This is a genomic window from Chthonomonas sp. (genome assembly GCF_035294165.1).
Taxonomy (GTDB): domain Bacteria; phylum Armatimonadota; class Chthonomonadetes; order Chthonomonadales; family Chthonomonadaceae; genus Chthonomonas.
Map to the genome: position 1 here is coordinate 1 of NZ_DATGLN010000232.1, position 22,364 is coordinate 22,364.

Sequence of the window (22,364 nt, forward strand, 5' to 3'; positions counted from 1 at the left end):
TTTGCAATTTTCTGTGGATTGTGATACAATATAAAAGCACGTACGGAGAGATGGCTGAGTGGTCGAAAGCGGCTGACTGCTAATCAGTTGTAGGGGCGTATTGCCCCTACCCCGGGTTCGAATCCCGGTCTCTCCGCTCTAAAGCAGTATTCACGGCACAGTTTATCCGCTGTGCCGTTTCCCTTTTAAAGCAGCTTGCTCGGAACAGCGTTCTATGCCACCAAGAAAAACAGTTCTCCTTGTTCTCCTGTGGGTTGGGTGGAGCGGCCTTTTGAGCCTTCAAAGCGCCAAAGCCAGCGATGGTGCCCACTATCTGCTCTTACGTGCCCGTGCCCACTACAATCCCGCACTTAGCCCGAAACAGGTCGAAGCCGATCCGGCCCACTATGAAGGATACGCACTAGAAGTGCAAGGCAAAGTAATGGGGTGGGCCGGCGGCGGCAACAACGTTACCGTGCTGCTTTTGCCGACAAACGATGTGAATGACCCTCTCTCTCTCAACGTCCCTGCCAATGAGAAGACTTTTTTTAGTGAACTGCAAGATATGGGCGGTGCAGCAACCATTCGCGTGCTGTTGCGGGTGGAGGCTCTCGAGGCCGGCTCCAACATCCCCAAATATAGGGTGCTGGCCGCCGCTTTAGAGGACGATGTAGAGGCCGCATTAACCGACGCCAAAACGCAAGCCGAGGCGCAAAAGCTGCAGAAGATGTGGGATAAAGCCCAATGGCTACAGGCCTTCCGCCGCTCACTGCCGCCCGATCTGCGAGGAAGTATGCCCGCTCGTGGTGGCGAAGTGCGAGCGCCTCTTGCTGTGGAGGGAGATGCTAGCGTTCAAACGGCCGTCTACACGGCTGCGATGCCACCGGAACTCCGACCCATGTTTCTTCCCTACTTCCAATATATCGCTTCTCGAAACCCCTCTCTATCCGATCGAGATGTCGGCCTTATTACCTACTGTTTGCTTACCGACTCGTACCAGTTGCAGGTAGACCCGCGACTGACCGTCTCCATGATTATCGCCGAGTCGGATTTCGATCCCAAGTGCACCTCCAACAAGGGCGCCATGGGGCTTTGTCAGCTGATGCCGGACGAGGTGCAGCGCTACGGCCTAACCAATGGCTACGACATCGCACAGAACATTTGGGGAGGCGTGATGGAGTTGCGAGAGTGTCTCAACCGCTATCAAGCCTACGCTGCTCCCGATGGCTCGCTTAGCGACGAGCAGATTCGGCTTGCTATGGCGGCCTATAACGCCGGCCCCGGCGCTGTGAAGAAATATGCGGGGGTTCCGCCGTATAAAGAGACGCAGGACTATGTTCGTAAGGTGTTGCGCTATTTTCACCAACTCTGCGGCACCGGTTCAACCCCATAACCTCCTTAGGAAGGGAAAATGTTGCATAAAGTAATCATTCTCGGCTCGGGGCCGGCAGGCTATACGGCGGCCATCTATGCCGGTAGGGCCAATCTGCGTCCTCTTCTCATTGATGGTGGCGTAGGGCGTGGGCAAGAGCTGCCCGGTGCCGGCGGCCAACTGATGATCACCACCGAGGTCGAAAACTACCCCGGCTTTGCCGAAGGCATTCAAGGGCCGGAGTTGATGATGAATATGCGCAAACAGGCGCTTCGTTTTAACATTGAGCTGGTAGAGGATTTGGCCACCAAGGTGGACCTCTCACAACGTCCCTTTAAAGTTTGGGTCGGTGACACGGTTTATGAGGGCAAAACGTTGATTATCGCCACGGGCGCTGTGGCGAAGTGGCTTGGTCTGCCGGAAGAAAAACCGGTTTGGGAGGGCGGCCTCGGTGGGGCCGGCATTTCGGCTTGTGCCACCTGCGACGGCTTTTTCTTTCGAGGCAAGGAGGTGGCCGTAGTTGGAGGCGGAGACACGGCCCTGGAAGAGGCCATCTATCTTACAAACCATGCCACAAAAGTTACCGTTATCCATCGGCGGGATACGTTGCGCGCCTCCAAAATCATGCAGCAGCGCGCCTTCAGCAACCCTAAAATCGAGTTCATTTGGGATTCGGTGGTTGAGCGCGTGCACGATCCGGCTCTAAAAAGAGTAACCGGTCTCACCCTTCGGAATGTAAAGACGGGGGAGCGGCGTGAGCTGCCCGTATCGGGGTTGTTTGTGGCCATCGGGCACAAACCGAATACCGATCTCTTCGTGGGGCAACTCGAACTCGATGAAAACGGCTACATACGAACGCATCACGACGTTCGCACGAGCGTTTACGGGGTTTTTGCGGCGGGCGATGTGCAAGATCAGGAATATCGGCAGGCAGTAACCGCCGCCGGGTCGGGTTGTATGGCCGCCATTCAAGCAGAACGCCTTCTCGAACAAGAAGGCGATGCTATGCCCCAAACCAGCCCCGATTGGTAAAGATTAATGATCACTCGCTTTGGCTCAGGCGTTTCTGTGCCTCTCCTTGAAGCATTGCATGGGCCTCGCGCAGTATGTGTGGAATGCGATCTGCAAAGGGGCTTTGCGCCAGAGCCGAGCGTAGCTGGGCTTCATCGAAAGAGGCGGCATTGTTGCCGGGAAACCAGTGTCCTCCGTTGCCCAACAGGTTATAGCGCATCCGCCCCCATTCCACCAGATCGAAGGCGCGTGCATAGGTCCAAAGGCGCAGTATCTCCATAACATTAACCTCACCGGGAACCTCATGGTACTCCGGAATCCCTTGCCACCATCCGTTCGCCCAGTCGCTTCCCACAACACGCTCTAGTTCTGCTCGCAGGCGTGCTTCGACCGGAGCGATGGCCTCCGGCAGCCGGTCATAAAAGTCGAGGGCGGCCACGTGCTCGTCGAAGTCGGTGGGGCAAGCTGCGCCCACGCTCAGGGTATGCACCTGGGGGCGAGCTAAACAAAAGAGATCGTTGAACTGCATGGGGGTGAAGGGGGCACACAGGGCGATGATTTTGGCCGGTGGCCGATAGAGCATCCCGCCCTTATCCGATGGGGAGATGATGAACACGCCCATATCGTGACGCGCGGCGGCTTCAACGGCCGGCCAGTTCTGCTCGTTAACAAAGTACCAGTGAAGGTTCACGTAGTCGAACTCGCCGGTCTCAATGGCGCGTAGGATGACGCGACAAGGGGCGTGGGTGGAGAAGCCGATAAAGCGCACACGCCCCTCGCGCTGCAGACCCCGAGCCGCCTCTAAACAGCCCCCCTTGCGAAGAACCTGATCGAGCAAGGCGTCGTTATTGATACCGTGAAAGGCCAGTAGGTCTACATAGTCCAGTTTAAGATAGGCCATAGAGCGCCTGAAAGTTTGGAGGAAATCCGCCGGGTTCTCGGCAGGAGCCACCTTGGTCTGCACGATAAGTTTTTCACGAGGTAGCTTCGGAAGCACCCATCCAAGTTGCATCTCGCTGGTGCCGTAGCCGCGCGCCGTCTCGATGTGGTTAATGCCGAGTTCTAGGGCGCGATGGATGGTGGCCTCGAGGTTGGCCTGTCCTTCGCTTGGAATCTCTTCTGGCGGCACGTCCTGCCATTTGTGTTGGTAGCGCATGCCGCCGCAGGAGAAGACGGGCATCGAAAGCTCCGTACGGCCAAAACGTCGGTAACGCATAGGTTTCTCTGGCAACGTGTGTCTCCTTAGGTCCAAATTCGGTCTATTTGGAGGTTGTGGACGAACTCAGGTAGAAGTGGATGAGAGCGCTGGCTGCCGCATCGCAGGCTTCGGTAGCGCTTTCACCGCCGATATTGGTGGCGATGAGCACGGCGAAATCACGTTTTGGGGCCACCCATGCCACGCAGAAGTTCATCGTGTTGCTGCCGGCGTGAGTATAGACGCGCCCGTCAGCCCAGGAACGATCGGTGATGATCCATCCGCCCGCATAGCTGCTGCCTGGGGAGGGAGCAAGGAGTTGTTGGAGAGTTGTGGCCTTCAAAAGTCCGCTGTGACCTTCCATCCCGCGCAAAACGCACCGAATGAACTTGGCCCAATCTTCTATGGAGCAGTGGACTTTTCCTGCCGGAGCGATAACGTCGGGGTTATCGCTTAGGGGGCCGGGCGAAATGGGAATCGGTTTCCCTTCAGGGCCAAGCACGTGTTGCCACGGGGCATCTAGCTGGTTTGAAGTTCCCATGGCGCCGAACCCGGCTGTGTTCATGTGAAGCGGGCGAAAGAGTTTTTGGGTAATGAGCGTTTCCCAAGAGGTATGGGTGATCTGTTCGAGGATGACCCCTAGTAGGGCGTAGTTGCGATTAGAGTAGAGAAAGGTTGTGCCGGCGGTATTCACAGGGGGATCGGACAAGATCATGCGGGCGTAGGCAAGCCGTTGCTCCATAGGTGTGCCGGGGAGGTGATGTAGGCTTTGAAACGTTTGTCTGGGGGGCCAGCTTTCCGCGGAAAACCCGCTGCGATGTTCCAGAAGCATACGAATGGTAACGCTCCGATAGGCCGGTTGCATCTGGGCGACGAGTTGAGGGAGGGCTTGTGAAAGGGGGGTATCCCACTGAAGCTTTCCCTGTTCAACCAAAAGGGCAACAAGAAAGGCGGTCATCGCCTTCGTGTCGGAGCCTAGATGGAATGGGTCGTCTAAGGTAACAGGCACATCGCTGTTGTACTTACGCACGCCAACGGCACCGACGGCAAAAAGGCCTTTTGAAGTGACGATGCAGCCGGCTAGAGCGGGAAGGTTGTAATGCGTCTGAATTGGAGTTAGCAGGTTATTTAAGGATGATGGAGGCGGTGTAGCCACAGATAGATTTGGGCAGAGTGCTCCTAAGGTCACCAGGCTAAAGAAAAATAGTTTCATAATGCTTCGATGGGTTTGAGTATCGGCTATCGGGTTAATTATACTTGATCCTTGTGTTTGGTGTGATATACGAGCAGTAGGTCATATGGGCGTTCTTGTGGAGGATAGATGGAAGCTTAGGTGTTACTTTTCTTATTCTCTTTTGCAAGCGATCTCTCAGATGAAGACATGTAGGAGCATCTTCTTTAACTGAAGAGGACTTGACAAGTCAGAAAAAGTACTCTATAATATAGAAACAGAACAGAATATGATAGACCCAACCTGCGGTTTACAAGGATTTATGTGGTATGTGTTAGTCAGTGAAATAAATAAAGGAAGGGGGGATGTAACAGGAACATAAAAAGAACAGAATCGAGCAGTCTCTCAACTCTTCGTTCAATGACCTATTAGGTCATCAAGCTCTGCTAGAAAACTGATGAGGAGGAAAAACGAAAATGCTCAAGAAAAAAGGTTTCACCTTAATCGAATTGCTCGTCGTCATCGCTATTATAGCGATACTTGCGGCGATTCTGTTTCCCGTCTTCGCGCAAGCGCGCGAGCGGGCACGATCGGCTGTGTGTATTAGCAACATGAAGCAGATCGGGTTGGCCTTGGCTATGTATGTACAGGACTATGATGAGATGATGCCTTCGGCCTTTGCCAACATTCCACCTATCAATGGAGGTGGGGGGTGGAGTCCCTTCCCGATCCCATATGAAATGCAGTTGATGCCATATGTAAAAAATGATTATATATGGCATTGTCCGAGCGATGATGCCCCACGTGACAACAACTGGATCGGTTCCTTCTGGGACGGGAGTTATGCCGCCCGGCAGATTCCCCGATCCTACGGTTATGTGGGCAATCTGAACACCTATCAGCACGATGCCATCGATCCGAATAGTCCTGACCCGAACACGGGTATGAGTGCTTGGGGACAGGGCTACTCATTGGCGGGAATCGATAAGCCGGCAGAAACGATAGCGATCGTGGAATCTTGGGGGCTTTTCTCTAACGGGTTCGACGATGCTATGGTGGGAAGCCCATGGGGCGATCTGTTTACCAACTGCGACACCTCTAAGTTGGCAGGAAGGCAGTTCCCACCGGTTGCTCCTGTCGACTCTTATGTGAACGAACCATGTAAGGATTGGTATACCGGTGTACGTCCATGTCGTGGTCACTTCAACCAAGGCAACTACATCTTTGCTGACGGGCACGCGAAGGTGACGCGCTGGCCGGATGTACGCCACGATGACTTCTGGCTGTTCAAGCGCAGTAAACCTACTCAGACTTTCAGCCCATAGTTGTCTCGAAAGCAGGCGAGGGAGCATCGCGCATGTGCCGGTGCTCCCTCGTTTTTTACCAGAGGCTACTCCCATTGAACCCCTTCTGCCAAGCAAGTGCATAGGAGGCGGTCTATTTTTGTCAAAAAAAGAGTTGACAGCAGCGTAAAACTGTGTTATATTGTGTATAGGATGCGCCTTGAACTAATGTTTTTAGAAGCATCGTTCCTTACCAAAGGTTGCCGATATCACTGAAAGGAGGTACTAAATTTAATTTTAATTAAGTAAAGAACAGAAAAGTGCAGGGTTTCGATCTCTCAGAGATCATAATCAACGTTAACTCGCTTAACGAAAGGATGGGAAGTCGGATTTTTCTTCCACTATACACAAAAATTCAAGGAGAAATAGAAAGTGTACAAAAAAGCGTTTACACTAATTGAACTACTCGTCGTCATCGCGATTATCGCGATTCTGGCTGCGATTCTTTTCCCGGTGTTCGCCCAAGCGCGCGAATCGGCTCGCGCAACGGTCTGTTTGAGCAATGAGAAGCAGATCGGGTTGGCCTTGGCCATGTATGTGCAGGACTATGACGAGGTAATGCCTACCGCTTTTGCCAATATTCCACCGATTAACGGGGGTGGAGGCTGGAGTCCCTTCCCCATCCCATTCGAAATGCAGCTGATGCCCTATGTTAAAAACGACCAGCTGTGGACTTGCCCCAGCGACGCGATCAGGAGAGATAACAGTTGGATCGGCTCTTTCTGGGATGGAAGCTATGCTAAGAAACAGATTCCTCGGTCTTATGGTTATGTCGGTAACATCAATACTTATCAATGGGATGCTACAGGGAACGGTGGGGCCGACCCCAACACAGGGATGAGCGCTTGGGGGCAGGGCTATTCCATTGCCGGCATTGATCGTCCTGCTGAAACGATCGCTGTCGTAGAGTCCTATGCAGGGAATGCCGATAACGGTACCGCTAACGATGCTATGGTCGGCAGTCCATGGGGTGACCTGTTCACCGGATGCGATACTGCTAAGTTAGCAGGGAGGCAGTTCCCACCCGTCGCTCCTGTTGACTCCTACAACGGGCCGTGTAGCGGTGCCTACACTAGCACCGTTCCCTCCAAAGGCCATCGTAACCAAGGCAACTACGTCTTCGCGGATGGCCATGTGAAGGTGCAGCGCTGGGGCGATGTCCGCCACGATGACTTCTGGTTGTTCAAACGGGTTAAGCCAACCCAAACGTTCAGCCCGTAGTTCTGCTGCTTATTCAGCAGTGAGGCGGTGTGAGCAATCACACCGCCTTTTCCCCCTAGAGGTCTTATAATGGAGCTTTAAACGAAAGGAGTGACCAACGATGACTTATAAGAAATGTCTTGAGCTAAGTGCTCTTCTATTGTTCGTCATGCTCGTCGGTTGTGGAGGGCCTCCAAAGGCGAAGGTCAATTTAGACAAGTCGCACATCCCACCGAGCGCCATGCGATATCTCAATATGGCGCCTCCTGCCTATCGCGCTCAGGTGGAGCAGCAGTTGCAACAAAAAGGGCAGGCGCCCCCTGTGAGCACAACGACGCCTAGCTCAAGTCCTCCACCTACGAAACCCTAAATGCCTCAACATATCTGTATAAAAGCGGGACGATGAGTCAACCGAAGGCCGTGATGGCAGGAGAACAGATAGGCTCCGGTAAAGCAGTCCTCCAAGGAAGGGTAAAATCTTGGTACAAAGCTCGTTATCTCATGAGACTGTTTTGGCTGGCCGTTCTTCTTGGCTTCGGCACTCTTTGTCTACGCGCCTGGCACCAGACATGGCTTTCCGAAGCCTATCTGCCCGATCTCCAACAAGCGGCTCGACAAAGGCCTTATGATGGTTCTTTGATGGCCTTGTTGGGAGCGAGACTGGCTCAGGCCCGTCAATATGATGCCGCTGCACGCTACCTGGAACAGGCCGTCTCCGCTGGAGAAGATAACCCTTACCTATGGCTCACTTGGGCGGCGACCGAAGCAGCCCGTGACGATCGGAACCTGGCCTGGGCCGTCCTTATGGCGGGAATGCAGCATCCTCAAGACGCTCCCTTGCTGCAGTCTGCCATTCAGCGATGTCGTGCTCTACCACCCGATACCCCCTCTCTAACCTTGGCTGCGACCATCTCGCCTGTAGGGCCTCATAGCCTTGTGGCACGATATACCCAGGGAAGTTTTCTGAACCTTTTCGCCGATTGGTATGGACACTGCTTTCCGGAGCGTAGTGGTTATGCTACGCGAAGAGCGTGGGCATTGCGGCAGCTCAGCAATCCGGCAGTCCAGCGTTTATGGGGTGAGGCCTTGCTAAAAGATGGGCGCTACGCCGAGGCGGTAGCTGTACTCCAAAAGGCGTATCGTCTTGCCCCAAACTCGTTGCGTATTCATCGAGATCTCGCCGATGCGCTTTTTCATGAGGGAGAGGTTGGAAAGGCCGGCTTAGAGTATGAGGCCTGCCTTAAAGAACACCCAAACGATCTGGCCTCTCTGTTGGGGCTAGGCCAGGTCGCGTTGGATAAGCACATTCTGCAAATGGCCGTAGATATTTTTCAGAAGGCTGTGACGCTCGCCCCCAAAAACCCCGATGCCTGGATCGGGCTGGGACGAGCCTATTTCAACCAGCAGCTTGATTTAGGACGTTCCCTGCAGGCCTATCAGCAGGCAGTCAAACTCGCACCTAATCGCACGGATTTCTATCCCCACTACGCCGATACGTTGCGGGCGACCTATCACTACCGTGAGGCCGAGCAGGTGCTACGTCGCCGTCTGTGGGATGCACCCTATGAAGCACGAACCTACTTTCTGCTTGCGATAACGCTGCAAGAGTATAACGTTACGCCTGCTCGCCTGCAGGAGGCCGAAGGCGATTTGCGAGTCGCCCTAAGCATGGAGCCACAGAATTCAGCCATACTTTCGGCACTGGGGCGGTTGCTTCAACAGGAGGGAAAGCCCGAGCAGGCCATTCCTTTTTTAGAGAGCGCACTCAAACGCGATGTGCACGATGTGGCGGCAACGATCGCTTTGGCACGTGCATGTCAGGAGGCAGGGCGAATTCGTGAGGCGCAGGCTGCTGAGCGAAGCGCTACCGATCTGACCCGCTATCTGGCGCAGGTAAAAGCGTTGCAAGATGCCATTCAACAACACCCTGAAGAGAGTATTCTCTACCGTAGGCTTGCCGATCTTTACCTAAGCGGAGGTGAACCCGATAAAGCTCAGAACTACCTTGAGGCCGCCGAACTTCTAGAGCGCAATCAGGCGAAAGCTTTACGGGGTTTGCAAGCTTTGCAGCACGCAACATTCAATACACAACCGCTGAATAGACGCTAAAGAATGGTTGCTTTGATTTTGTTGGACTAAGGGAGACGATTAAGGGGCTTCGATGAGACGATGTGAACTTTCACGCCGTGATCTTTTGCTGTTACTCGGCGGTGGGCTTACCATGGGAGGCTGTTCCCTTTCGCGGCACATCTCCGCTGTTGGCACCGGTGCGCCTGCAAAAGCAGATGCGCCCTTTCACTATGAAGAGGTAACTCAACAGGCGGGCATCCGCTATCGCTGGGCTGTGCCCGGCCCTCGTCCCCTAAATATCTTGCAGACCATAGGAAACGGTTGCGCCTTCCTAGATTTTGATAACGATGGCAATCTGGACATTCTTCTCGTCGGTCCTCAGCTAGCGCTCTACAAAGGCGATGGGAAAGGAGGTTTCACTGAGGTCACGCAGGATTTGGGGCTGCATAAGTTGAAGGGCGACTTTCGGGGCTGTGCAGTGGGCGACTTCGATAACGATGGCTATGTGGATGTTTATCTCTCTGCCTATCGGGGTGGTGCTCTCTTGCATAATGAAGGAGGCAAAAGCTTCCTCGATGTCAGTGCCGATATGGGGATACCCCCTCAACCATGGGGCAGTTCCGCCGCGTTTGTGCAGTTAACTCACGATGGCCGGCTCGATCTCGTGATAGGAAACTATGTGCGATTCGGACCTCATGTTAACCCACAACTTTGCAATTTTAACGGTGTGATGGGCGCTTGCGGTCCGCGCTACTATAAACCGGAGTATCCGGTTTTCTTCAAAAACGAAGGCAATCGTTTTCAGAACATCACGCCTCCGATCTCCTCCGGTGTTACGTCGGGGAAAGCGCTGGGCATCGCATGTGCCGACTACGATGGATCGGGGCATCAAAGCATTGCCATTGCCAACGATGAGATGCCTGGGGATTTGCTGCACTTTTCTGAAGGAGTTTTTCACAATGTGGCCTCCATCGCGGGGGTAGCTCTCGATTCTGAGGGGCACGTGCACGCCGGCATGGGCCTTGATTGGGGAGATTATGATAACGATGGGCGACTGGACCTAGTTGTGGCTACCTTTGAACGTGAGGTAAAAAACATCTATCATAATGAGGGCAGCGGCCTGTTCGTAGATAAGTCCACGTTGCTCGGTGTGGCTCCAAGCGTTATGCGGTACGTAGCCTTCGCGGCGAAGTGGCTCGACGCGGATAATGATGGTTGGCTCGATCTCATCTTTACGAACGGCCATGTGCAAGATACCATAGCTGAAGTGGATAAAACCGCCTCTTATCGGCAGCCCTGTGCGGTGTTTCATAATGAACAAGGAACCCACTTTACAGAGGTTACGAATGTGGCCAGCCCTGCCTTTGCCCGACCCATTGTAGGAAGGGGGCTTGCTGTTGGAGATTACGATAACGATGGGAGGGTGGACATTCTCATTGTAGACAGCGAGGGAGCGCCTCTGCTCATGCACAACATAACGACCAATACACATCATTGGCTTGGTATTCTTTTGGAAGGAACCCAAAGCAACCGCGACGGTTTAGGCGCGTTACTCATCATAGAGACTTCCCAAGGAAGACTGTTACACCACTGCCATACGGATGGGTCTTATCAATCGGCTTCCGACAAACGTGTCCATGTTGGGTTGGGAGATTGGAATGGGCCGGTAAATATAAAAGTGCGTTGGCCGAGCGGCCATCAGGACACTTTTGCTCAAATTCCAGTAGACAGGTATGTCACTCTTCGTGAGGGCGGGCAGCGGATAGCCTAGTAGGCTTAAAGGGCTACTTACCACCGTGCTGGGCTAAGTACGAAACGATATCGGCATTTCCCTGTTGGCGTGCCATAGTAAGTGGCGTTTGATTAAGGTTGTTCAATGCGTTGATATTGGCTCCATGGGCTATAAGCCAGCGCACCATAGAGAGATGGCCTTCATATGCTGCCCGATGTAGCGGCGTATCTCCCTCGCCGTCCTTCACTTGTAAGGAGGCCCCGTGCTTCAGCAATATGTCCGCCATGGCGACATCGCCCACAAAGGCTGCATGGAGAAGGGGAGTTGCCATGGCGTTATCGCGTACATTCACGTTGGCGCCTTTAGCGAGGAGGAGCTTCGCAACTTCGATGTGGTCGCTTTGTACGGCGACGGTGAGGGGGGTGAAACCTTGCTTATCTTTCGCCTCGATATGGGCGCCGTGGGCGATTAGGAGAGCAGCCATAGTGACATGGCCGTGTACTGCAGCTCGATGAAGGGGAGTTGTGTCGTAGTTATCCATCGCATTGACGTCGGCCCCAGATTCAAGAAGCTTTTCCGCGATGGCGGTATAGCCCATATCGGCAGCAAGGTGCAGGGGTGTCTCTCCAATTCGATCTTGTGCGTTGACGTTCGCTCCGGCTTTTAAGAGGGCGTCCACAGCCTGAAGGCCGCCAAGAGCTGCCATATGAAGAGGAGTTTTCCCCGCCTTATCTGGGGTGTCTACAGCGGCGCCGTGGGCAATGAGGAGGGGAATGAGGTCGGCGGCATCGGTGGCAGCCGCAGCATGAAGAGGCGTTCTGCCTTCATAATCGGCGGCTTGCACGTTCGCGCCGTCGGCGATAAGCCTCTCGGCGATCTTATTACGCCCATCAAGAACGGCCTGTAAGAGAGGGGTGCGCAGGCGGAAATCGGGTGCATTGAGAAGAAACGGATACGCACGCACGGCCTGAGCGACTCCGTTGACGTCATTCACGAGAATAAGCTCCTCGATGTTGGGAGGTACTTTCCGAGGATAGAGCGCATAAAGGAGCACCGCTCCCAAGAGAAGAAGGGTGAAAACCCAAAAATTTCTGGCAATGTTTTTGCTTTGTGCGGCATGCATTTCGACAAATCCTCTGCTCTATCTGGTTCATACTACCCAAAAAACGGTGCTTCGGCAAAGGGAAGAAGGCTTGGCAGTGGCTCCACAGCCCTAGCATCTTAGAAAGGTGCTAGCAATAGGAAAACAAATATAGAGAGATGTTCTGCTGGCTGTGCTTGCCTAGCTAACCGTAGGTGGATGCCATTCGGCTCCGCCACAGCAGCCTCCAGGCTCGCCCACGGCCATCAACGCCAACGGTATCCCTAATGCGGCACAGGGCAGTGGAAAGATGCCGGCGGTGCTGCAAAGAGACCTGCAAGGAGGCCGACGCGCGCCCTCTAATCCCTAAGCGCCAACCTAACCTGTTCTGTTATTAAGATGCTTAACTGACAATGCAGGGCTTTAGCCCGCCGTAAAAGGATAGGCACCTGTAGGGGGTAGGCACAAGGCCTGCCCCCTTCTGTTTGTTTTGCTCGCAGGCGGCTGGGAGAAGCCGCTGAGCTTTAGAACGGACGGAGTGTCATATCTCCGTATTATGGGAGCCTCCCTAGAGGCTCCCTTTCCCTATCCGTCCTCGAAGGCTATTCCTTAGGGTAGAATGATAGTCTGACTTTCAATACGAGAGAGAAGGATGCTTTTAGGAACTCAGCGCATCAATGCGCAAGGACATTTGGAGATCGGTGGATGCGACGCCGTACAGCTGGCCAAAGAGTTTGGTACGCCGCTTTACGTGATAGACGAGGCGGCGCTGCGGGCAAACTGTCGCGCCTATCGGGCGGCCTTCGAGAGCCGGTACCCTAAAAATGAAATCTATTTTGCCAGCAAAGCCTTACTAACTCTGGCCATCGCCGCCATTGTAGACCAGGAGGGTCTCGGCATGGATGTAGCCTCTTTAGGCGAGCTTTACACCGCGCTGCAGGCTGGCTTTCCTGCCGAGCGTATCTCCCTCCATGGCAACAACAAGTCAAAGGAGGAGTTGGAAACAGCTCTGGAAGCCAGAGTAGGGCTTATTATTTTGGATAACTTCTATGAGCTTGAACTTCTCTCCCAACTCCTCGAAGTGCACAAAGCGGAAGCAGCCGTGCTGGTGCGCGCCACTCCGGGGGTCGATCCGAAGACTCATCGCCTCATTCGTACCGGCCAAGCAGATACGAAGTTCGGCTTTAACATCTCCGATGGCTCAGCTCTCGAAGCCGTTCGGCGCGTGCTGCGCACGCCCCAATTGCGCTTCAGAGGCCTTCACTGCCATGTCGGCTCGCAGTTGCTCGATGTGGAAACCCATGTGGAGGCCGTACAGATTATGGTGCAAACCATGCAGAACGTGGTTCGCGAAACCGGTGCGAACGTGGAAATCCTTAATATTGGCGGTGGGCTGGGAGTGCGCTATTTAGAAGCGCAGCGCCCGCCAACCTACGACGAGTTCGCCGAGGCCGTAGTCTACACACTGAAGTCCGCTCTGGATGCCGCCGGTTTGCCTTACCCCATTCTGCAACAGGAACCGGGGCGCTCTCTTGTTGGCGAGGCGGGCACCACGCTCTACACGGTGGGGGCTATTAAAACCGTGCCTATTTCTGAACCTCCCGGAAGGCGCACGTACGTGTCGGTTGATGGGGGACTTTCGGACAACCCGCGGCCGCAGATGTACGAAGCGCTCTATGAGTGCCTGCTGGCCAACCGAGCCGATGAGCCGGCAGAAGCTGTCGTTACCGTTGCCGGCAAGCACTGCGAGACCGATACCTTGATCCCCTCCGCGAAACTGCCGCAGCCGCGCCCAGGCGATATCCTGGCGGTGCAGACTACCGGCGCCTATAATTTCGTAATGGCCAGTAACTATAACCGTTTCTTGCGCCCGGCGATGGTGCTGGTGCATGAAGGCGATGCGGAGCTGATCGTGGAGCGCCAACAGCTCGAAGACCTCCTACGGCATGAGCGTATTCCGGCGAGATTGCGCCGACATCGGCCGGTATTGGCGCAAAAGTTAGCAGAGTGAAGTTAGGGCAAAAACATGCTGGCCGAGTGGCTTCTATTTCAAAACCCTAAGCAGTTCTTCATCGAGCTGGTGGTGATTCTCCTCAGCATCACGCTGCATGAGTTCGGGCACGCTTTGGCCGCAGACCGTTTGGGGGATGATACGCCACGACGTCAGGGCCGTCTGTCGCTACGACCCGATAGGCATTTCGACCCGCTTGGCCTGCTGATGATCTTTATCGTGCTGAACGCGGGCATCGGGCTGGGGTGGGGAAAACCGGTTCAAGTGGATTCGAGGAACTTTCGTAACCCGCGTCGGGACATGTTGGTTGTGGCGATCTGCGGGCCGTTGATGAACCTGCTTTTAGGCGTGGTCGGAGGCCTTATTCTGCGTTTTGCACTTGCCTCACGGTCCGAAGATTGGCTTGCAACCGGCGGAGGACGGTTTCTACTGACCCTCGTACTGGTGAACTTTAGCCTCCTGTTTTTCAATCTCATACCGCTGCCACCGTTGGATGGGTCTAAAATTTTGGGGGCGCTTCTGCCGCCGCATCTTGCTTGGCGCTATACCTCAGCCATGAGCCGCTATGGCATGATGATACTCATACTCATCGCTTTTGTAGCGCCACAGGTTATCTTCTGGATCGTTGACCCGCCAACACGGTGGCTGATACGAACTGTGGTTGGTCTAGGCTGAGTGCACCTCAAGCAGAGTCGGAAGCGTAATTCCTTAAAGGAAGCTCTATTCCAACACATCGGTTTAGAAGGAGATCGGTTCGCGTGAAAACAGAGCACTCCGGCGTGTCCACAACGCCGGCGACAAAGACGGAAACCCGAAAACGCATTCTGAGTGGGATGCAGCCTACAGGCACCGGTGCCCTTCATCTTGGAAACCTCGAAGGGGCCTTACGAACCTGGGTGCGCCTGCAAGATGAGTACGACATGTTCTGCTTTATCGCCGATTGGCATGCCCTTACCACCCGCTATCAGGAGCCGGAGCAGATTCGTAAGGCCTGCCTCCAAGTAGCAGCCGACTATATTGCCGCGGGTATAGACCCAAAGAAGACGGCTATCTTTCTTCAGAGCCAGGTCAAACAACACGCCGAACTGCATCTTCTGCTTTCGATGATCACCCCCTTAGGCTGGCTCGAGCGCGTGCCTACCTTTAAAGAGAAGCGTGAGCTTCTACAAGAAAAAGGAGAAGGGGATGAGTCGATCTCTTATGGGCTGTTGGGCTACCCGGTGTTGATGACGGCGGATATTTTGCTGTATCGCGCCCATGCGGTGCCGGTGGGCAAGGATCAGGCCGCCCATCTGGAAATATGTCGCGAGATCGCGCGAAGGTTTAATCGCTTCTACGGCGAGGTATTTCCGGAGCCACAGGCCCTCATTGGTGAGGAGACTGGGGTAGTTCCCGGTCTGGATGGGCGCAAAATGAGCAAATCTTACGACAACTGCATCTATATTGCAGATGATGCCGATACGGTGGCGAAAAAAATTATGAACGCCTTTACAACGCCCACAAAAATTCGCAAGACCGACCCCGGTGTGCCGGAACAGTGTGCGGTATGTCAGTTACGAAAACTTTACGATCCAGAAGGCTATCGAACCTCTTGGGAAGAAGATCGGGCGGGAATGCGAGGCTGTGTCCAAAATAAACGCGAGCTTATTGACATTCTCAACGCCTACCTAGAGCCGATGCGTGAACGTAGGCGCGAGCTGTTGGCCGACCCCGGTGCACTTGAACGCATTTTGGCGGAGGGTGCAGAGCGCGCACGCGAGTTCGCCGAACAGACCATGCGGCTTGTGCGTGCTGCCCTCCATTTTGCGTAGTGAGGTAGAGAGGTCAAATGGAAGCGTGTTCGACGCCTAGAAGGCTCGAAACCAACAAGAGCAAAACACTCTGGTTGGTGGCGTTGCTCCTCGGCCTCACGACGGGCCTCGTTGGCCTCTTCTTCTTTGCCTTTCGCCAAGAACAACGCGCCGTGCAATCCCAAGAAGACCCTGGGTTCGTTCAAGCGTGGATAGAGGGGGTGCGCTACGGCCCCAACTTAACCCTGAGAACCGGCGACCCACTCACGAAGTGGCTCGCACGCCACCACCTACCCTGGTTTCAAAAACCACATCTTTTTGTGAGCCGCTATCAGGCCAACCCCGGAAGCCTTGAGCTTTGGCTAGGATATCAAAGCGAAATCCCTAACCATCCCGACCTGGTGTGTCATCGGGTGGGGAGAACCGCTTTTATTGACAATTTTGGCCAACCCTATCATGGGTTTCTCGATATTTTGCCCCACGCCATCGGCATCTACCTACCGAGCTACGATCATGCAGCCCGCGAGCTGATATGTACACTGCGCTGGATGCCCGCCCCACCCGATCCGCCGTTTCCCGTCTCCGAGCCGATGCGCTTTTTTATTTCTCTACCGCACTATGCCCGCAAGCTTCCGATGGCTACGGAGGTGCCTGACGGCCCCGTCGTACAAACGCGACAAGGCGTTACGGTAATGTTGAGCCATGTGCGCCTTAGCGATCCTCAGTTTTCCGACCCGGATGCAGGCCGCAACGAGATTACCTTTCACTTAAAGATCGTGGGCGGCGAACTGGCTGCTTCCAACATGCTGACCACGGCCATTGCCGACCCCTTCGCTCCACATCGCAGTCCCTCCGCGTGGCCTCCGGCACGTAACCCGCTTTCTATTCTAGACCCATATGGCTTTCCACTCATCTCTCCCGATCGCAGCATCACTCCAATGTACTCGCTCGGTTCTTTCGGAGGACCTCTGCAAGAGCCGGATGGAGCCGTTTGGGTGGCTCCGGTAGATGGCGCAGGCCGCTCAACGGATGTAGTTCGCTTTCGCTTCGATGTGCGCCCCAAGGATGGCGGAACCCTGATTCCTTTTGATATGGTGGTTCGTGTCCATCACGACGCCTCGGTGTAGGGCTTCTTCGGTAAGTAGCTCCTCGCACATTATCCACTCCTCGCTTTTTTGACAATCGCAAAGCTTTAGCCCACCGCAAGTGGTGCGTAGGCCTTGTGCCTGCGCCTCTATCAGACCACGCAGCATGGTGGGGGTAGTGCCATACAAGCCTAAACCCTACCATATTCGCATAGCTCCCAAGCAACTGCGAGAAGCCGCCGAGCTTTAGACTAGGCAGAATGTCGCTTTTCCTCTAAAGTGTCACTTTTCCTCTAAATAAAAAGCCGAATCCTGGCAATATTTCTTGCGTATCTATGGGCGCACTCCAAATTGGTCATCGGGAAGGGAATCGGCGTTGAAAGGTTCGGCATGGGCGGCAAGAGTTTTCTGGTTGGTCTGCCTCTGTCTCTGTGTGCACTGCAAGGCGTCGGACTTCGAGGATAGCCCGGTGCCCCTCGTTCCTATCCTGATGATTCGGAGCAGTAATAACGCCTTTTATGATGCCACCCAAAAAGGCTTTTTACAAAGCTTAAAACAGCAAGAGCAGGCATTGAACATACGGACGAAAGTAACGGTTATCTCTCTGGCCGGGTCGCAGGATACCGATCAAAAAATGCTGGAACAGGCATTAAAGCAACATCCACAGCTTATCATTACTTTAGGAACGGATGCTACGGTGGAAACAGCCGCTATTCACCCGGATGTGCCGGTGCTGTTTACCCTGGTGCTAAACCCGGTGGCGCTTGGGGTGGTCAAATCGCTGGATGCTCCGGGCACGAACTTTAGTGGCACCACCCTGTTGGTAAGCCCAGGCAAACAGCTAGAGGCGCTTTTGCAGGTGGACCCGTCGGTTAGTCGTGTGGGAGTTCTCTATACGCAGGGCGACTCGGTGTCACAGGCGTTTCTCGGTGCGGCACAATCCGATGCCCAGCGACTCCACATCACGTTGGTGACGGTTGCGGTGAAGAACGGAGACCCTTCCGATGCGGCCCTGCAATCGTTAGATGGAAAAGTGGATGCGCTTTGGACGATTGCCGACCCAGCCTCCAGCGGCCCACAAGCCCTGCAGGCCACTTTGAACTATGCGCATACGCACAATCTGCCCGTGTTGGGTTTGTCGAGCGCAACCGTACATGCCGGCGCGTTGGTGGCGCTCTCGCCCGACCTCGAAGATGAGGGCGCTCTAACCGGCGAACTGGCCGGTTACCTACTTAGTGGTTCTCAAAAGATCGAGCAGATGCGCGTTCGAGGGCCGCGCAAGGCCCTGCTCTGCATCAACCTCGATGTGGCGCGGGCTTTGAAAATTAAGATTCCAAACGACGTGCTTCACCTCGCCGATGAGGTGATCGATTCGGAAAGATAGGGGAGTCGCTTATGCGTAGCAAAATGGCGCGAAGGCTCATGCGGCAGTTCATCATTCTCACGGCGGTTCCGTTGATTATTACGGTGCTGGCCCTGCAACGCCTTGGCCATGAACAGATTTTGTGGACAGGCAACACGATGCGTCGCATCAACCAGGAGATGCTGCAACAGGCCGGCGAGCAGTTTGAGAAGCTTGGCAGCCGAGCCATTCAGGAATCCAGCGATAAAACACAGGCGACCTCTGCAGCGACCATCGAGGCCATCAGTCAGCAGCTTTTGAAGCTTCAGGCCGATACCATGCACCAAGCGGCCGAGGAGTATGCCAACGCCAGTTCAAAGGCGCTTGCTACGGCATTACGTCAGTCCGTGACAACACAACGGGATGTTCTACTGCATGTGGGCGATAAAACCAAAGCCCTGTTACACCACACGGTGCAGGAGGCTCAAAGGCAAGCTGGCGGCAATGTGGAACGGGCGATGATGGCGCTGAATCGTGAGATCATTCAAGCGCGTGCTCTGGACATTAGCAATCAAATACAGGATGTGCTTCATGCAGCCCCTCAGTTTTTGCGACTTACCTCGCAGATGATAGATATGTCGCCGGAGAGCGATAGGGATAGAAAAGTAAAGCTCGATGCGCTAACCCGTCGTATTCCCGGGTTCTTGCGAGTTAGTGTCATTAACCCACAAGGGCAAGAGATCACCGCCTCCGCAGCCGATAGGCTTATCACAAGTGCCGATTTGGGGAACTATGCCAAAGCCTCATGGTTTGCCGAAGCGCTAAAAGATCACACTTTCATCGGTGGGGCAGAAGAAGACGCGGAGCCTGGAGTTCCTGCACTTCGCATCGCCGTACCGATAGAGTCCTACCCAGGACATGTGGTGGGAGTGTTGGCAGCACGTTATTCCCTAGAAGATATTTGGAACCAGATCCGCAATACGCGAATCGGGGCCACCGGTTTCGCTTGTGTGTTCGATGAGAGCGGCCAGCCTCTTCTACAGCCCCATCCGGTGCCGTCGGATGCGCTTACCGCCGAGGCCACACTGCCACTGCTGAACTGGCGGGTCGTAACCGTTGTGCCGCGTTCAGAGGCCGTACAGCCCATTGTGGCGTTGAAAGCCGATCTCGACCAGGCGGCCAACAGCGTGGACTTGCAAACTCAGCAACTATTAATGCAGGTGGCCAAAAAGGCCACCAACGACCTTGAAGTGAAGCTGACGCGCATCAATCGTAAAGCAGGTAGTGCTATGCAGCACAATGCTCAGGCGGCCCTCCAAAATACGGCCAAGCAGGCGCGTATCCAAACAGGGACGCATCTTGTGGCGCTGCAAAAAGGTATTCAGCGGCAAACCGAGCTGGCTATGCAGCAAAGCCGTGAGCAGATGAGCCAGGCCGTGGCTCTCACCGCCCATCAGATGTCAGATAAGGCACGGGCTTTAACGGTGCAGGCCCAGCGACGTGCCGACGGTCGTCTCTCTCTACTTGCCGTTGTGCTTACCACCCTTTCCTGCTTGATAACCGGTTTGGCTGCGCTTCTAACGGCTAATCGCATTGTACGCCCGGTGGTTCGGCTGTCACAGGCAGCGGCGGCCATTGCAGAGGGAGATCTGAATAAGCGCGTGGAAGAGGATGGCCCGGATGAGATAGGGGAGCTTGCCGTTGCTTTCAATACGATGACGACTTCCCTCCAACAAAGCCAGAGTGAGTTGCGGGAAACCCAAGGTCAACTGGTGCAATCGGCTAAACTGGCATCGCTCGGAACGCTTTCGGCGGGGGTAGCCCACGAGTTGAACCAGCCTCTGGCCATTATTCGCGGCATCGCCCAGCAGATTATCGCCGATGAGAGCCTCCCTGAAGAGATAAGAGCCGACCTCGAGATCATCGAAGGGCAGACGGGGCGCATGGTGAAAATCATTCGGCATTTGCGCACCTTCTGTCGAATGGGAACGACCGATTTCACCCTGGTGGATGTGAACGAGGTCGTACGAAACTGCTTCATTTTAGTTGGGGCGCAGCTAAAGGCACACAATGTGGAAGTAGACCTTCAGCTTGCCGACAACCTTCCCTCTGTTCTAGGCGATGCCAATGAGCTAGAGCAGGTATTTCTAAACCTCATTACCAATGCGCGTGACGCCCTTGAGGGAAAGCCGGATGCGCTCATTACCATTCTCTCAAAAGTTGAGGATGACCGAGTGATCGTTGAGTTTCGAGATAACGGCCCCGGAATACCTGATGATGTACGGCCCCATATTTTTGATCCCTTCTTTACCACGAAAGAGGCGGGAAAAGGAACTGGACTGGGGCTTTCGATAAGCCACAGCATTCTTAAGCGCCATCAAGGCGGGATAGAGTTTCGCAATGATGGAGGCGCTGTGTTCACCATCACACTGCCCATTCCTGAAGAGGCTCGGCAAGGAATGCAGGCGGCGGCTTAGAGCAACATAAACCTCACCCGCAAAAAAGCCGATAATTCTACACGCTCAACACATTGAGCAAAAGGGTGGTTTGTAAGCCATTGAAAAAATGGAACGCAAAGGAAATAGGGGAATAGACGATGGCGAAGATACTTCTAGCTGATGATGAAGAGGGGCTGCGCATGTTGTTAAGTAGACAACTGCGGCGCGCAGGCCACGAGGTAACTTTAGCCGAAGATGGCATGGTGGCTTTAGAGCATTTACAAAAAGAACGATTTGAATTGGTGGTTTCGGATATGAAAATGCCGCGACTTGATGGCATGGGGCTTTTAGCGAAGGCCGCCGAGATCGCGCCGGATACCGAGTTTATTATTCTGACGGGGCATGGTAATCTGGAAAATGCGGTGGAGGCCTTTAAAACCGGCAACGTTTACGATTATCTGCTAAAGCCTTTGGACGATATCAATGAGCTGAATGCGGTGGTAGACCGCGCCTTGGAACGGAAATATCTTCGTGCCGAAAACACCCGTTTGGTGGCTGAACTACAGCAACGTATAGCCGAGCTAGAGGAGGCTCACAAAGAGTTAGCCCGTATGGCACAGACCGATGGGCTTACCGGCCTGCTGAACCATCGCACCATTCATGGCAAGCTGCAGGAACTTCTGGAGCAGAAACAACCTTTAAGCGTGATCCTGGTGGATACCGACGATTTTAAGCGTCTGAACGATACCTACGGACACCTTATGGGCGATACCGCTCTTAGGCATATAGCTGGCATTCTCCAAAGCTGCTGTCCACGAGAGGCGTTTCTGGGCCGTTGTGGCGGAGATGAGTTTATGGTGATACTGCCGGGCCTTGAGGCGGCACAGGCGATGGAGGTTGCCGAAGGCATTCGCCACCAGATCATCGAAAACCCCTTGCATACGGCTGAGGGCAATCGGCTGCCCATTCGCCTCTGTTTTGGGGTCGCCGACACAGCCACAGCCGGCTTTGGCCCCGCCGGACTGATCACGGCTGCAGATGCCGCTCTCTACGAAAGCAAGCGGGATGGCGGTGATCGTGTGAGTCTATATGTATTAGATGATGATCCCAATCGGGATGACCTCGGCAGAACGGCCTACTCGGTGCTAGATGGTTTGGTAACAGCAGTGGATCGAAAAGATCGCTACACACGTGCCCACTCCGAACACATGACCCAATATGCGCTCACATTGGCCAAAGCCCTGAACATGTCGGAGAACGTTTGCGAGATCGTTCGTGTGGCAGGACTGTTGCACGATGTGGGCAAGATAGGGGTTCCGGATTCGGTCTTACGCAAACCGGGCAAGCTTACCGATGAAGAGTACGAAATCATGAAAACCCATGTCTCTCTGTCTGCCGCTATCATTCACGGTTTGCCTAACCTATCCGACATCCTCGATGCTGTGGCCCACCATCATGAGCGATGGGATGGCAAGGGCTACCCCTATGGCAAGAAAGGGGAAGAGATTCCGCTGCTTGGGCGCATTATGGCCATTGCCGACGCC

The 22,364-nt window shown here is 54.4% G+C and carries 17 protein-coding genes and 1 tRNA gene; 15 read left to right on the forward strand and 3 right to left on the reverse strand.

Going from position 1 to position 22,364, the window contains the following annotated elements; genetic code table 11:
- Positions 1-44 precede the first annotated feature (44 nt).
- The 3 genes from VKV29_RS13010 (at position 45) to trxB (ending at position 2,383) form a co-directional block, all read left to right on the forward strand.
- Positions 45-136, forward strand: a tRNA-Ser gene (locus VKV29_RS13010).
- A 135-nt stretch (positions 137-271) separates the two neighbouring features.
- On the forward strand, positions 272-1,372 hold the full coding sequence (locus VKV29_RS13015; RefSeq protein WP_324201743.1) for a lytic transglycosylase domain-containing protein: 1,101 nt from the start codon (positions 272-274) through the stop codon (positions 1,370-1,372).
- A gap of 18 nt (positions 1,373-1,390) precedes the next feature.
- Positions 1,391-2,383, forward strand: coding sequence for a thioredoxin-disulfide reductase (trxB, locus tag VKV29_RS13020; protein ID WP_324201744.1), 993 nt, complete (start codon positions 1,391-1,393; stop codon positions 2,381-2,383).
- A gap of 10 nt (positions 2,384-2,393) precedes the next feature.
- Here the strand turns inward: trxB and VKV29_RS13025 are convergent, their stop codons facing one another.
- Positions 2,394-3,578, reverse strand: coding sequence for an aldo/keto reductase (locus VKV29_RS13025; RefSeq protein WP_343217375.1), 1,185 nt, complete (start codon positions 3,576-3,578; stop codon positions 2,394-2,396).
- Positions 3,579-3,621: 43 nt separating this feature from the next.
- The gene (locus VKV29_RS13030; protein ID WP_324201746.1) at positions 3,622-4,770 is read right to left on the reverse strand and encodes a serine hydrolase domain-containing protein; all 1,149 of its coding nucleotides are present in this window, start codon (positions 4,768-4,770) and stop codon (positions 3,622-3,624) included.
- A 434-nt stretch (positions 4,771-5,204) separates the two neighbouring features.
- Here VKV29_RS13030 and VKV29_RS13035 point away from each other — a divergent pair, with 434 nt between their 5' ends.
- The 5 genes from VKV29_RS13035 (at position 5,205) to VKV29_RS13055 (ending at position 11,112) form a co-directional block, all read left to right on the forward strand.
- The gene (locus VKV29_RS13035) at positions 5,205-6,053 is read left to right on the forward strand and encodes a DUF1559 domain-containing protein (RefSeq protein WP_324201747.1); all 849 of its coding nucleotides are present in this window, start codon (positions 5,205-5,207) and stop codon (positions 6,051-6,053) included.
- Positions 6,054-6,443: 390 nt separating this feature from the next.
- Positions 6,444-7,292 (forward strand): DUF1559 domain-containing protein, encoded by an 849-nt coding sequence (locus VKV29_RS13040; RefSeq protein WP_324201748.1) that lies wholly within the window; start codon positions 6,444-6,446, stop codon positions 7,290-7,292.
- A 100-nt stretch (positions 7,293-7,392) separates the two neighbouring features.
- Entirely contained in the window at positions 7,393-7,641 is a 249-nt protein-coding gene (locus VKV29_RS13045; RefSeq protein ID WP_324201749.1) for a hypothetical protein, read from the forward strand.
- Between the two features lie 32 nt (positions 7,642-7,673).
- Positions 7,674-9,380 carry a tetratricopeptide repeat protein gene (locus VKV29_RS13050; RefSeq protein WP_324201750.1) on the forward strand — a complete coding sequence of 569 codons (1,707 nt, stop codon included), beginning with the start codon at positions 7,674-7,676 and terminating at the stop codon, positions 9,378-9,380.
- A gap of 52 nt (positions 9,381-9,432) precedes the next feature.
- Positions 9,433-11,112 (forward strand): CRTAC1 family protein, encoded by a 1,680-nt coding sequence (locus tag VKV29_RS13055; RefSeq protein ID WP_324201751.1) that lies wholly within the window; start codon positions 9,433-9,435, stop codon positions 11,110-11,112.
- Positions 11,113-11,125: 13 nt separating this feature from the next.
- On the opposite strand, the gene VKV29_RS13060 is transcribed toward VKV29_RS13055, so the two are convergent.
- Positions 11,126-12,196, reverse strand: coding sequence for an ankyrin repeat domain-containing protein (locus tag VKV29_RS13060; protein WP_324201752.1), 1,071 nt, complete (start codon positions 12,194-12,196; stop codon positions 11,126-11,128).
- Between the two features lie 610 nt (positions 12,197-12,806).
- Between VKV29_RS13060 and lysA the strand changes: the two genes are divergently transcribed.
- From lysA to VKV29_RS13095, 7 genes are all read left to right on the forward strand, one after another.
- Positions 12,807-14,165 (forward strand): diaminopimelate decarboxylase, encoded by a 1,359-nt coding sequence (gene lysA / locus VKV29_RS13065; RefSeq protein ID WP_324201753.1) that lies wholly within the window; start codon positions 12,807-12,809, stop codon positions 14,163-14,165.
- A gap of 15 nt (positions 14,166-14,180) precedes the next feature.
- A complete protein-coding gene (locus tag VKV29_RS13070; protein WP_324201754.1) occupies positions 14,181-14,840 on the forward strand; it encodes a site-2 protease family protein in 660 nt (219 codons plus the stop codon).
- An 83-nt stretch (positions 14,841-14,923) separates the two neighbouring features.
- Positions 14,924-15,976 carry a tryptophan--tRNA ligase gene (gene trpS, locus VKV29_RS13075; RefSeq protein ID WP_324201755.1) on the forward strand — a complete coding sequence of 351 codons (1,053 nt, stop codon included), beginning with the start codon at positions 14,924-14,926 and terminating at the stop codon, positions 15,974-15,976.
- Positions 15,977-15,993: 17 nt separating this feature from the next.
- Positions 15,994-17,082: a hypothetical protein gene (locus VKV29_RS13080; RefSeq protein WP_324201756.1), complete on the forward strand. Its 1,089-nt coding sequence runs from the start codon at positions 15,994-15,996 to the stop codon at positions 17,080-17,082.
- A 334-nt stretch (positions 17,083-17,416) separates the two neighbouring features.
- Entirely contained in the window at positions 17,417-18,424 is a 1,008-nt protein-coding gene (locus tag VKV29_RS13085; RefSeq protein WP_324201757.1) for an ABC transporter substrate-binding protein, read from the forward strand.
- An 11-nt stretch (positions 18,425-18,435) separates the two neighbouring features.
- Positions 18,436-20,859, forward strand: a complete 2,424-nt coding sequence (locus VKV29_RS13090; protein WP_324201758.1) for a sensor histidine kinase — start codon at positions 18,436-18,438, stop codon at positions 20,857-20,859.
- A 119-nt stretch (positions 20,860-20,978) separates the two neighbouring features.
- Positions 20,979-22,364 (forward strand): diguanylate cyclase (locus VKV29_RS13095; RefSeq protein WP_324201759.1); only part of this gene is annotated, 1,386 nt, incomplete at its 3' end.